The following is a 12,199-nucleotide window of genomic DNA, read 5'->3' as shown; positions in this document are numbered from 1 at the left end:
GTGCCGCCCGCGCAGCGCGAGACCTGCGACGGGCCGGGAAGGCCTAGTTCGACGAACCCGACGCCGGCGCGCTGCTGCCGCCTTGGATCTTGTCCGAGGTCTTGCGCACCGCACCGCTGGTAGCGTCGGCGCCCTTCTTGACGCCGCTGGCGGCGGCATCCACGCCCTTGGAAACGCCGCGGGCGGTGGCCTGGGCGCCCTTCTCAATGCCCCGCGCTGTCGCCTTGGCACCGCGCTCGATGCCGCTGGCGGCTGCATGCACACCACGGGCGACGCCACTGGCCGCGGCCTGAGCGCCGCGCGTGATGGCGCCTTCAACCTTGTCCAGGGTGGAGGGGGCCTCATCGGCCGCGAGCGCAGAGGTGGCGATCGACAACAGGCTGGCAAGAACCAGGGTGGTGAACATGCGTTTCACGAGTCTTCCAATCCGTGAGGGCGGGAGACTGATTCTGCATGCAGCCCACCGCCCCGGCATGTCGGACGTCACCGAGTGACGATGGGGAAGGTGCCCGTCGCCTTGTCGATCAGCCCCAGGAAGCGCGCCAGGTCGATCTTGCTGCCCGTCACCTTGAGCTCGTCCGACGTCAGCATGTCCTTGGCCCCGGCCGTGCCGGCCATCATGCGCACGAAGAAGGTTTTCGTCAGCGTCAGCGTCGCGTTCGCATCGGCGGCCGGCTCGGCGCGGCGGTGGTGGAGCACGGCGTTCTCTATCCACAGCACATAGCTCTCCTTCGTGTCCGTCAGTACCAGGTTGATCTTGAAGTTCTTGCCCTCGGCGGCCGGGCCGTTGAGGCCGGCGGCCATGGCTTCGAGGAAGCGCTCGATGGGTGTCTGGGCCAGCATGTCGACAAAGGCGGCGCGGTTGATGCCCTGCTTGGGCGGTCCCCCGCGCAGCTCGGCGGCCGCCGTCAGATAGCTGTTGCGCCAGGTGCTGGCCTCGGCCACATAGCCCAGCTGGTCGTAGGTGCGGGCCAGCAGCTCGCGCGCCTTGTCGTTGCCAGCATCGGCAAAGACGACCTGGTTGAGCAGCTCGGCGGCCCAGCGGTAATCGCCTTTGTCGAAGGCCTGCCGGGCCATGCCGACGGCCTTGTCCGCGCCACCGGCCAGCTCGACATAGCGCCTGGCCTTCTCCACCGGCGGCAGCGGATCGAGATGGGCCGGGTTGCCGTCGTAGGCGCCCAGGTAGAGCTGGTAGACGGCCTTCACGTTGTGGCGCAGGTCGCCGTAATAGCCGCGCGTGCCGAAGTAGCCTTGCAGGGACTTGGGCAGCTTCACCTGGTCGGCGATCTCGGCCGGCGTCAGGCCGGCGTTGATGAGGCGCACGGTCTGATCGTGGGTGTATTTGTAGACGTCGCGGTGCTGGGTGATGAAATGGACGATGCGCTCGCGGCCCCAGATCGGCCAGTTGTGCTGGCCGACATAGACCTCGGCGTCACCGAGCTGGTCCAGCGCGTCCTGCATATAGCCGGCCCAGCGCAGCGCATCGCGCACCTTGGCGCCGCGCACCGGCAGCAGGTTGTGCATGGTCTGGGCGAGGTTCTCGGCGCCGCCGTAGACCTTGAGGGCGGGAATCGAGAAGCTCATTTCGGCCGGCGCCTCGGCACCCGGCACGTTGTGGAAGACGAAGCGCACGCCGTCCAGCACACGCTCTTCCGTCGGCTGGGTGATCAGGTGGGTAGGCGCGAGCACGCCGAAGGTCCCGTAGCCCACGCCCTTGCCCAGGCCCGTATCCACCAGGCCCTTGGCGGAGCGCTCGAGGTTCTTGCCGAACTGGTAGGCCGAGCGGCGGCCCATGGCCGTGCCCACCAGCACGTTCTCGCTGGTGGCCTCTTCCATGAAACCGCTGGAAGCGACGACGGGCACGCCGGCCCTGACCTGCTCAGGCGTCAGCACGCCCAGGGCGCCGCCGAAGTGGTCGACATGGCTGTGCGTGAACAGCAGGGCCGTGACGGGCTTGTTGCCGAGGTGCTGGCGGGCAAAGGCGAGGGCCGCGGTGGCGGTCTCGCGGCAGGTCAGCGCGTCGACGACGATCCAGCCGGTCTTGCCTTCGATCAGGGTCATGTTGCCGATGTCGAAGCCGCGCAGCTGCCAGACGCCGTCGACGACCTTGAAGAGGCCGATCTGGGCATTCAGCTTGGCATGGCGCCACAGGCTGGGATTGACGGTGGGCGGCGCGTCGCCGTCGACGAAATTGAAGGCGTCGAAGTCGGTGATGACGCTGCCGTCGGCTGCGAGGATCTTGCCGGTTGGCCGGGCGATGAAGCCGCGCTTGGCGTCTTCGAAGCCTTGTGGGTCGCCCAACGGCAGTGTCTTGGCGAACTCCGCGTTCGCCTGCACCGTCGTGGCGCTGGCATCGCCGGATGGCGCCGAGGTTTCGCGGCTGCAGCCGGCCAGGATCAGGGCCGCAACGAGGGCGGTCAGCGTCGTCTTCATCTAGTCGTTTCCTCAGCGCGAGTCAGAAAGGATCATGTCGGCCGCCTTCTCGCCGATCATGAGGGTGGGTGCATTGGTGTTGCCGCCGATCAGTGTCGGCATGACGGAGGCATCGACGACGCGCAGACCGCCCACGCCGTGAACACGCAATCGCTCGTCGACGACGGCCAGGGCGTCGCGGCCCATCTTGCAGGTGCCGACCGGGTGGTACTGGGTGTCAGCGCGGGCACGGATGTCCGAAGCCAGGCCGGCCGCGTCATCAGCCCGCACCGGGTAGAGCATCTCGCCGCGAATACCGTCGAAAGGTGAGCACTCGACAAGGCGCTGCTGCATCTGCGCGCCCCTGACCAGCAACTGCAGATCGCGCTCGTCGCTCAGGAAGCGCGGGTCGATGCGTGGCGCGGCCAGCGGGTCGGGCCCGGCCAGTTCCACCGTGCCGCGGCTGTGCGGCCTCAGCACGTCGACATGGCAGGAGATGCCATGCCCCCAGTGCAGCTTGCGGGCATGGTCGTCGACGATGCCCATGACGAAGACCAGCTGCAGGTCGGGCACGGCCACGTCCGGCGCCGAGCGCATGAAGGCGCCGGACTCGGCAATGCTGCTCGTCAGCAGCCCCGTCCGCTGGCGCCGCCATTCGCCGACGGCCCGAGCCAGGCGCGCACCGCCGCGCAGGGAGATGCCGAAGGTGGGCGTCGCCGAATGGCAGCGCCAGGTCTGCACATAGTCGATGTGGTCCTGCAGGTTCTGGCCGACGCCGGGCAGATCGCGCTGCACGTCGATGCCCATGGCTTGCAGATGGGCACCGGGGCCGATGCCTGACAGCATCAGCAGCTGGGGCGAGCCGAAGGCGCCGGCGCTGACGATGACCTCGCGGCGCGCCCGCACCAGTCGGGGTTGGCCGTGGACGCGATAGTCCACGCCGACGGCGCGGCCGTTGGCCAGGCGCAGCTTGGTCGCCTTCGCATGGGTGACGACCTGCAGATTGGGCCGGCCAAGGTTGGGCGTCAGATAGGCCTTGGCCGCGCTGCAGCGCTCGCCGTTGCGCTGCGTGACCTGGTAGATGAAGGCGCCGAATTGCTCGGCACCGTTGTAGTCGCCGACAGGGGGCAGGCCCTGCAGCGCCGCCGCTGCCAGAAAGGCCTGGTTGATGGGGCTGGGACTGCGCGGCAGCGTCACGTTCAGCGGGCCGCCGCGGCCATGCAGCGGGTCGTCGCCGAACTGCTCGTTGTGCTCCGCGCGGCGAAAATAGGGCAGCACCTCGTCATGGCTCCAGCCGGCGTTGCCCAGGCTGGCCCAATGGTCGTAGTCCCAGCGGTGGCCACGCACATAGAGCATGGCGTTGATGGAGCTGCTGCCGCCCAGGGTCTTGCCGCGCGGCTGGTAGCCGCGCCGGCCGTTCAGCCCCGGCTGGGGCACGGTCTCGTAGGCGTAGTTGTTGATGCGTGTCGGCACCATGGCGACGACGCCGGCCGGCGCATGGATGAGGGCGCTGCTGTCCGGTCCGCCGTTTTCCAGCAGGGCCACGGTCACGCCGGGGTCCTCGCTCAGGCGTGCGGCCAGCACGCAGCCGGCCGAACCGGCGCCCACGATGACGTAATCGAACTCCACCTGCTTGACCCCTCGCTATGCGTTGCGGGGGCCAAGGATGAAAGCCGGCGCTCAATACGTCCAACGCATAATCGGTTCGCATTCATTGCGTTTCCTGCATATGAACCTGCGCCAGCTCTCCCATCTCATCGCCCTGGCCGACGAAGGCCGCTTCGTCGCCGCGGCGGAGCGCGTGCACCTGAGCCAGGCCGCCTTCAGCCGCAGCATCCAGGCCCTGGAGGCCGACTGGGGCCTGCGCCTGTTCGAGCGTGGCCCCCTGGGCGCGGCGCTGACGCCGGCCGGCCGCACCCTGGTGGAGCGCGCGCGCCGCCTCGTCTTCGATGCCGACTGCCTGGAACGCGACGCCGCCCTGCTGCGCGGCGGCCTGCTCGGCGAGCTGGCCTTCGGCGCCGGGCCGGTGCCGGCCGCCGTGCTGGTGCCGCCGCTGCTGGCCGAGCTGAGGCGCCAGGCGCCGCAGGTGGTGGCGCGCGTTCGCTACGGCAACGTGCCCAGCCTGCTGACGCTGCTGACCGACGAGGCCATCGAGTTCTTCGTCGCCGACCGGCGCATGCTGGCCGACCCGAGCCGCCTGGACATGACGCCGGTGGCCCAGATCCACGGCGGCGTCTACGTCCGCGACGGCCACCCGCTGCTGGGCGCGAAGCAGGTGACGACGGCCGAGCTGACGCGCTTTGGCCTGGGCGTCGTGTCGACGTCGCCGCAGCTCTTCGTCTATATCGCCCAGGGCCTGGGCTTTGCCAGCCCGGGCGAGCTGCCGGTCGTCGTCGAATGCGACGACGTGGCCACGCTGGCGCGCCTGGCGGCCGATGGCGACATGCTGGCGCTGCTGCCACGCGCCCTGCCCACGGCCGTTGAACTCGGCCTGCAGCCCCTGCGCGGCGTGAAGACCTTCGGCGACCTCTACGTGGACGCCCACGCCGTCTGGCTGCGCGGCCGCACACTGGCGCCGGCGGCGGAGACGGCGATCCGGCTGTTCAGGACGGTGGCGGGTTCGGATCGCTGAAGAACCGCACGGGAAGCGCGATCTCAGCGCGTGGGCTTCACGCGCCGGGCGGCCGTCTCTATGCCCCAGGTGACGAGGGTGAGCTTCTGGCGATCGCGGCTGTCGAAGCGCAGCTCGAACGGACGCTCCAGCGCGTAATAGTGTGTCGGCGAAGCCGGCATGAAAGTCAGCTTGATCGACTGGCCCGGCAGGCTGCCGATCAGCCCGCCGTGTTCGGCGGTCAGCTGGAGCTGCAGGGGCTGCGGCAGGTCCAGGTGCCATGCGCCCTGGCGAGACCGCACCGCAGCCTCGGGCAGCTTGGCCGCGGTGAAGGGCAGGCCCCCATCGCCGGTCACCGGCGTCGCGGTCTCGGCGACGAGCCGCCACTGGCCATCGTCTTCGCGCGCCCACAGCGCCGTCCAGCGCGTGCTGCCCTGCCGGGGCAGGCCGCCGAAGTAGGTGAAGCTGCCGCGCTCCAGGCCGCTGAGCAGCACCGCGCTGTCGGAGACGCGCAGGCTCTCTTCCTCCAGCGTCTCGGAGGCAACCTGGCGAAGCTGGTCGTTGCCGCGCCGGGTCGCCAGCTGATCGGCGCTGACGCGGCGCCCACCGACGTCGACATAGACGTAGCGTTTGGACAGGCCTTGAAGATAGGTGGCCATGTCACCGCGCCCATGCGCCGCGGACAGCTCGGCGTCGCGGGCCTTCACCTCGGCAATCACGGGATCCACGGCCTCGGCGGCCAGGGCCGGAGCGGTCGCTGGGACCAGCAGCGCTGCGGCCAAGGCCACGGCACGAACGCTGCAACGCCACGAATCAAAGCGGAGCCGGGAGATCGGCATCGGATGCGCCCCTTGCCAGGTTGAGGCTTGTGGAGCGCATCCTAGACGGTCCGGTTCAGCTCGCGCTCGCCGTCGTCTGATCAGAAGCTGAAGTTGACCGGCGTCGTGCCGCCGGCCGTCACCGCCACCGGAGTGACCATCTTGGTCGTGCCGTTGAGACTGGCATTCAGCGTGTAGAGCAGATCGACACCACTGGCGCCGGCGCTGAAGTTCAGCACGGCCGGCGGCGCGGCATAGGTTGCCACCCAGGGCGGTGCGGCCGGCAGGCGCAGCGTGTAGGCACCGGTGGTCGAGTCCGACAGGGTCTCGGCAATCGTCACGATGCTTCCGCCGCTGAGTTGCTGGGTCGCCCAAACGCCGGCCGTGGCGGCCACGCCGTCAGCCTTCACGCTGCCAAGCGCCTGGCCATCGACGGCGGCCACGGGTGTCAACGGCGCGGCCGAGGTGCTGACAGCGGTCACGGCGCTGGCTGTCACCGGCACGCCGGTCAGCACCATGCTGGCCCGTGCCGTGGCCTTGATGACGAGGTCGTAGTTGCCCACCGCCACCGGCGCCAGCACGAAGCGGCCGCTCGCCTCGGGCGTGGTGGCCTTCAGCACGACACCGCCCTGCTGCAGGCTGACCGTCGTGCCTGCGTTGGCCACGCTGGCGTCGACATAGCCGCTGACGCCCGACGACAAATTGGGCACGACGGTGACGACGGGCTTGAGCAGGTATTGCCCCGAGTTGCCCGCGCTGACGACGGATTTGCAGGCGTCGAAGTCGATCACGAAGTCGGCCAGCTGGTTGGCCACGATGTCGATGCTGGCGCTGAGCTTGAGCCCGCTCGTCTGGCCGCTGGGCGTCTTCAGCGCCACCTCGCTGCCGCCCGTGGGCACCACAGAATTGGCCAGCGGCGTGGCTGCGCTGTTCTCGGCCAGCACCAGCCGCAGCTGAGAGTAGCGGCCCGCGGCGAGGGGCACCTGGCCCAGGCTGGCGAGCACGCCGTTGCGCAGCGTCAGCAGGTCGAAGCGCTGCGTCGGGCCCACGGTCAGATCCGTCCACCCCGCGCCGTCCTCGCTGGCATCGGCGCTGGCGTTGACGCGCACCTTCTGCACGGTCACGTAGACATGGTCGAAGCCGCAGGCCGGCGCGTCGGTGAGGCTGAGGGCGAGGGTGCCCGAGGTGTTGTTGGACGGTGTCGTGACGACCGGCGCCCCGCCATCGTCGCCGCCACCACCGCAGGCCACCAGGGTCAGGGCCGCCGCGCATGCACTCAGGGTTGGGTACTTCATGAGGGTCTCCATTGATGCCCTCCCCGCCTGCAGTGTTGGCTTCCCTGGCGTGCCCAGGCTTTACGAATCGCTTCGGGTTGTAAGCGCTCAGCGGCGCTTCCTGCCGCCCAGTTCCCGCTCGCTCAGCACCCAGGCCGGGTTGTCCGCCACGCGGGCCACGGCCAGGTCGATGAAGGCGCGCACCCGCGCCGGCTGGGCCACGCGGCTGCCGTAGTAGAGGTAGAGCCCCAGGTGGGCGCAGACATGCTGGGTCAGCAGCGGCACGACGGCGCCGGAGCGGATCAGCGGCGCCGCCGTCGGCCCCACGAGCTGTCCTATGCACTGGCCGGCCACGACGGCATGGGCCTCCAGTTCGACATCGTTGGTCAGCACGACGGAGGCGATGTCGCGCGCGACGATCTCGCCGCCGACGAGGAACTCCCAGGGCATGAGCTTGCCGGTGTTGGGGCGGCGAAAGCCGCTGCAGCGGTGGCGGGCCAGTTCATCTATGCTCTGCGGCGCGCCATGGCGGGCCAGATAGCTGGGCGCCGCGCAGACGATGAGCTGCAACGGCAGCAGATGGCGGGCGATGAGGCCGTCGCCCGGCGGCGAGCCGGCGCGAAAGCCGATGTCCACGCGGTCCTCGACCCAGTTGCCGATGCGGTCGTCCAGCTGCACATCGGGCTCGATGCCGGGATGGGCGGCACAGAACTCCTCCAGCACCGGCCACAGCACCGGCAGCATGATGGAGCGCGGCGCGACGATGCGCAGCGGCCCGGCGATCTCGTCGCGCCCCTGGCGGGCGCCATGCAGGGCGCGCTGCAGGGCCTGCAGCCCCGGCGCGGCGGCACCGAGGAAGCGCTCGCCTTCTTCCGTGAGGCTGAGCTTGCGCGTCGTGCGGTGGAAGAGGCGCACGCCGAGATGGGTTTCCAGCTGCGTCAGCGCCTGGCTGGCGGCCTGCGGCGTGATGCCCTGGGCCGCGGCGGCCTGGCGCAGGCTGCCCAGCTCGGCGGCCCGGGTGAAGGTGGCGATGGCGCGCAGTTCGTTGAAGGCCATTGTCACGATCTCCTTGCGAATCAATGAAGTGATTCTGGGCTAGTTGGATGGCAATCCAAACCCTAGATTTCGCTCCATCGGCCGACACCACCTATCAACCACCCGAACTGGAGCCCCCATGAACACCACTTCCCATTTCAAGCGCGTCTGGATGATCACCGGCGCCTCGCGCGGCATCGGTGCCCGCATCGCCGAGGCGGCCCTGGCCCAGGGCGACGCCGTCGTCGCCACGGCCCGCGATGCAGCCACCATCGAGAAGCGCTTTGGCGCCCAGCCCGGCCTGCTGGCCGTGGCCCTGGACGTCACCGACGAAGCGCAGGCCGCCCAGGCCACGGCTGCCGCGCTGGCCCGCTTCGGCCGCATCGACGTGCTCGTCAACAACGCCGGCTATGGCTTGCTCGGCGCCGTCGAGGAGGCCAGCGCCGACGAAGTGCGCCGCCTGTACGAGACCAATGTCTTCGGCCTGCTGAACGTGACCCGCGCCGTGCTGTCGCAGATGCGCGAGCGCCGCAGCGGCCATGTCATCAACATCTCGTCGCTCGGCGGGGTGCGCTCGGCGGCTGGCTTCGGCGTCTATTGCTCGACCAAGTTCGCCGTCGAAGGCATCACCGAAGCCCTGCATGCCGAACTCGCGCCGCTGGGCATCCACGCCACCGTCGTCGAGCCGGGCTATTTCCGCACCGAGTTCCTGGAAGGCCAGTCCCTGGTGACATCGCCACGCCTCATTGCCGACTACGCACCCAGTGCCGGCCGCGTGCGCGAGGCAGCCAAGCAGATCAGCCTGAACCAGCCCGGCGACCCCGAGCGCCTGGCCCAGGCCATGCTGACCCTGGTCGACGCCAAGACCCCGCCGCTGCGCCTGCCGATGGGCACGGACACGCTTCAGGCCATTGCCGACAAGCACGCCTTTGTCGAAGCCGAGACGGCCGAGTGGCGCGAGCTGGCGGCGTCGACGGACTTCCCCGCCTGAACCTCAGCCGCGGCGCCTGCCGCTGTCGTGCACCACCTCACCATCAGACTTGGTGAAGGGCGGCAGCGGCCCGACGGGCAGCAGTTCCAGCACCGCCTCCGAGGGCCGGCACAGCGCCGTGCCCAAGGGCGTCACGACGATGGGGCGGTTCAGCAGCACCGGATGCTGTTGGATCGCGTCCAGCAAGGCGTCGTCGCTCAGCGATGGGTCGGCCAGGCCGAGCGCGGTGAAAACGGCTTCCTTCTCTCGCAGCAGGGCGCGCAATGGCTGGCCGGTTGCCGCCGCCAGCGCGCGGATCTCGTCGCGGCTGGGCAGGGCGCTCATGTACTCGACGATGCGCGGCTCCAGGCCCGCATGGCGGATCAGCGCCAGCACATTGCGCGAGGTGCCGCACTTGGGGTTGTGGAAGATCGTGATGTCGCTCATGTCCAAGGTCCAGGTTCAGCCCCAGGCTTCATCGAGGCAGGCATGGAAGACCTCGTTGAGCCGCGGCAGCACTTCGCCGCGCGGCAAGGCCTGCGGGTCGAAGGTCTGCAGGCGCTCCAGCTCGGCCTCGATGAAGTCGTTGATGCTGCGCACCGGCGCCGACAGCCCGAGTTCGGGCGCGGCACGCTTGCGCTCCAGCAGTTCATGGATGTCGGCCAGCAGCGCCGGCTGCTCGTCGACGAGGTGCAGCAGCCTGGCGAACTCGATGGGCGCCGCGCTGCCATAACGCTCCAGCCAGCGCACCGACAGCAGCGGCCGCAGCACGTAGAAGTATTTCTTCAGCGGCACCTCATCGCCGCGCAGATAGCCGCGGTAGTTGGTCTTGGCCATGCTGCGGTAGTGGTGCACGCCGCTGACGCAGGAATACACCTCGGGCATCAGCGCCCGCACCCGCTCGGCAAAGCCGCCATGCTCGGCGTAGAGGATGGGCGACTGCACCCACTCGACGAAGGCCGGGTTGGACTTCCAGAACAGGCGCAGGGCCTTGCGCAGGTCCCAGCCGTTCAGGTCGATGTCGTCGACGATGGGATATTCGATGACGTCGCGCTGCTCCTCCAGGCCGACCGACAGATACCAGTCGCGGCGGTGGATATAGATGAAGCGGGCGTCGTAATCGCTGTTGGGCGACTCGAAACCCCAAGCCCGGCTGCCAGACTCGACGGCGAGCAGCACCTTGACGTCGTGCTCCGCTTCGGCGCGCCGGATGCGCTGCAGGATCTCTTCTCGAACGGGGGCGGGAATCATCGACCCATTGTCTCCACGGGCTTGAGAGCAATCCACGCATCGATGCGCCTCTCCAGCACCGACAGCGGCAGCGATCCCTCGCCCAGCACCTGGTCGTGGAAGGCCGCGAGGTTGAACTTCGCGCCCAGCTTGGTTTGCGCGCGACGGCGCAGCTCCTGGAGCTTCAGCGCGCCGATCTTGTAGCCCAGGGCCTGGCCGGGCCAGGCGAGGTAGCGGTCGATCTGCGAGGTGGCCTGCTGGTCGCTGGCGCCGGTCACGTCCTTCCAGTAGGCCAGGGCCTGGTCGCGGCTCCAGCCCTTGGCATGCAGGCCGGTGTCGATGACGAGGCGGGCAGCGCGGCTGATCTCCAGGCGCAGCATGCCGGCATAGGCGACCGGATCATTCGCATACAGGCCCAACTCGTGGCCCAGGGTCTCGGCGTACAGCGCCCAGCCCTCGCCATAGGCATTGATCCAGGTGCGGCGACGGAACTCGGGCAGCTGCGGCATCTCGAGCTGGCGCGCGAGGTGGAAGTGATGGCCGGGCTGGCCCTCGTGCAGGAAGAGGGCCGTCATCGTCGCGACGCTATAGACCTGCGGATCGGTGATGACGGCCCAGAACACGCCCGGCGCGCTGCCGTCGACCTTGCCGACGGTGTAGTGGTCGGACGCCGTGGCTCTTGTCAGCTCCGGCTCGGCACGGATGTCCAGCGCGGTGCGCGGCAGCTGGCCGAAGAGCCTCTGCAGCTGGGGCTCGACGCGGGCGTTGATGGCGCGGTAGGCGTCCAGGATCTCGGCCTCGGTCTTGAAGGGCCGCAAGCGCGCCTCGGTGCGCGCCCAGGCGAGCAGGCCACCGTTCTTCAGCGGGTCGCCCGTGAAGCCGATCCTGGGCGCCAGGGCCGTGATCTCGCCCTGGATGCGCGCGACCTCCTTCAAGCCCAGCTCGTGAACCTGCTCGGGCGTGAGGTCGGTCGTCGTCTGCTCCCGCACCCACTGGCGGTACCAGGCCTTGCCGTTGGGCAGGGCTGCCCAGCCGATGGCCTCGCGCCGCGCGGCCGGCAGGTAGTCGGTCTGCACGAAGGCGAGCAGGCGCTGCAGCGCCGGCACGGTGCGCTCGCCCACTTCGCGGCGGTAGGCCTCGGCGAGGCGGCGGGCGTCATCGGGCGCCAAGCCCTCGGGCAGTGCTCGCGCCGGCGCGGCGAAGGGATTGCGCGCCAGGTCGGCGTCGGCCAGGTCTTTCAGCATCGGCAGCGTGGCCTCCACGACAGGACGCGACTGCAGGATGCCGCGCTTCATGCCTTCGCGCATATTGGCGATGGCCTGGTCGCACCACGCCGGCAGGGCGGCGACGCGCTTCAGATAGGCGTCGAGCTGGGCGGCGGTCTTCAGCGGCTGCTCGGCTTGGCCGCTGGAATAGATGGCGAGCTGGATGGGCACGGCGTCCATCTGCTGCAGCGGCAGCAAGTGGTCGGGAAAACGCTCGAAGGCCAGCCGGCCGCGCAGGCTGTTCTCCAGCAGCTCGCGGGTCAGGCGCTCGGGAGCCGGCAGGGCCGCTGCGGGCACGCCAGCCAGCTCCTTCAGGAAGACGCGGTAGGCGGTGAAGCGGCGGGCGCGTTCAGCCGGCGCGATGGCGATGGCGAGCTGGTCGTCGAAGCGGTTGTCGCCGTTGGACGTGGCCGTCAGCGGGTCGAAGCGCGCTTGGGCGTCGTAGTAGCGGTTGGCCAGGTCGGCCAGGCGCTGCGAGGGCGTCGCGGCCTGGGTGGGCAACGCGAACGCGAGGGCAAGGGTCAGGGCGAGCAGGCGCATCGTCGTCAGTGAGGCTGGGTCGTCAGGAGGGCGCATTCTGCGGG

11 protein-coding genes are annotated in these 12,199 nt (G+C 69.5%); 2 read left to right on the top strand and 9 right to left on the bottom strand.

The window, feature by feature from the left end; all coding sequences use genetic code 11:
* Positions 1–43: 43 nt before the first annotated feature.
* The 3 genes from AC07OY_RS13080 to AC07OY_RS13070 all read right to left on the bottom strand — a co-directional run bounded on the left by AC07OY_RS13080 (position 44) and on the right by AC07OY_RS13070 (position 4,041).
* Positions 44–406: a hypothetical protein gene (locus tag AC07OY_RS13080; RefSeq protein ID WP_495043018.1), complete on the bottom strand. Its 363-nt coding sequence runs from the start codon at positions 404–406 to the stop codon at positions 44–46.
* A gap of 77 nt (positions 407–483) precedes the next feature.
* The gene (locus AC07OY_RS13075; RefSeq protein WP_495043017.1) at positions 484–2,433 is read right to left on the bottom strand and encodes an alkyl/aryl-sulfatase; all 1,950 of its coding nucleotides are present in this window, start codon (positions 2,431–2,433) and stop codon (positions 484–486) included.
* A 12-nt stretch (positions 2,434–2,445) separates the two neighbouring features.
* A complete protein-coding gene (locus AC07OY_RS13070) occupies positions 2,446–4,041 on the bottom strand; it encodes a GMC family oxidoreductase (protein ID WP_495043016.1) in 1,596 nt (531 codons plus the stop codon).
* A gap of 100 nt (positions 4,042–4,141) precedes the next feature.
* Between AC07OY_RS13070 and AC07OY_RS13065 the strand changes: the two genes are divergently transcribed.
* Positions 4,142–5,044 (top strand): LysR family transcriptional regulator, encoded by a 903-nt coding sequence (locus AC07OY_RS13065; RefSeq protein ID WP_495043015.1) that lies wholly within the window; start codon positions 4,142–4,144, stop codon positions 5,042–5,044.
* A 23-nt stretch (positions 5,045–5,067) separates the two neighbouring features.
* On the opposite strand, the gene AC07OY_RS13060 is transcribed toward AC07OY_RS13065, so the two are convergent.
* From AC07OY_RS13060 to AC07OY_RS13050, 3 genes are all read right to left on the bottom strand, one after another.
* Positions 5,068–5,811 carry a YybH family protein gene (locus tag AC07OY_RS13060; RefSeq protein WP_495043014.1) on the bottom strand — a complete coding sequence of 248 codons (744 nt, stop codon included), beginning with the start codon at positions 5,809–5,811 and terminating at the stop codon, positions 5,068–5,070.
* Between the two features lie 131 nt (positions 5,812–5,942).
* Entirely contained in the window at positions 5,943–7,136 is a 1,194-nt protein-coding gene (locus AC07OY_RS13055; protein ID WP_495043013.1) for a DUF4382 domain-containing protein, read from the bottom strand.
* An 87-nt stretch (positions 7,137–7,223) separates the two neighbouring features.
* On the bottom strand, positions 7,224–8,171 hold the full coding sequence (locus tag AC07OY_RS13050; RefSeq protein ID WP_495043012.1) for a LysR family transcriptional regulator: 948 nt from the start codon (positions 8,169–8,171) through the stop codon (positions 7,224–7,226).
* Positions 8,172–8,289: 118 nt separating this feature from the next.
* Here AC07OY_RS13050 and AC07OY_RS13045 point away from each other — a divergent pair, with 118 nt between their 5' ends.
* Complete coding sequence (locus AC07OY_RS13045; RefSeq protein WP_495043011.1) at positions 8,290–9,141, top strand: oxidoreductase; 852 nt, start codon at positions 8,290–8,292, stop codon at positions 9,139–9,141.
* Between the two features lie 3 nt (positions 9,142–9,144).
* Here AC07OY_RS13045 and arsC read toward each other — a convergent pair whose 3' ends face one another.
* Genes arsC through AC07OY_RS13030 form a run of 3 tightly spaced genes read right to left on the bottom strand, consistent with a single transcriptional unit; the run spans position 9,145 to position 12,155 of the window.
* The gene (arsC, locus tag AC07OY_RS13040) at positions 9,145–9,567 is read right to left on the bottom strand and encodes an arsenate reductase (glutaredoxin) (RefSeq protein ID WP_495043010.1); all 423 of its coding nucleotides are present in this window, start codon (positions 9,565–9,567) and stop codon (positions 9,145–9,147) included.
* Positions 9,568–9,582: 15 nt separating this feature from the next.
* On the bottom strand, positions 9,583–10,371 hold the full coding sequence (locus AC07OY_RS13035) for a nucleotidyltransferase domain-containing protein (RefSeq protein ID WP_495043009.1): 789 nt from the start codon (positions 10,369–10,371) through the stop codon (positions 9,583–9,585).
* Positions 10,368–12,155, bottom strand: coding sequence for a DUF885 domain-containing protein (locus AC07OY_RS13030; protein ID WP_495043008.1), 1,788 nt, complete (start codon positions 12,153–12,155; stop codon positions 10,368–10,370). Before AC07OY_RS13030 ends, AC07OY_RS13035 begins: the two co-directional genes overlap by 4 nt.
* Between the last annotated feature and the right edge of the window lie 44 nt (positions 12,156–12,199).

Source organism: Roseateles sp. GW821-FHT09H10 (genome assembly GCF_059415865.1).
Note: the sequence above shows the minus strand (reverse complement) of the source record. Positions and strands in the feature narration are given on the sequence as shown.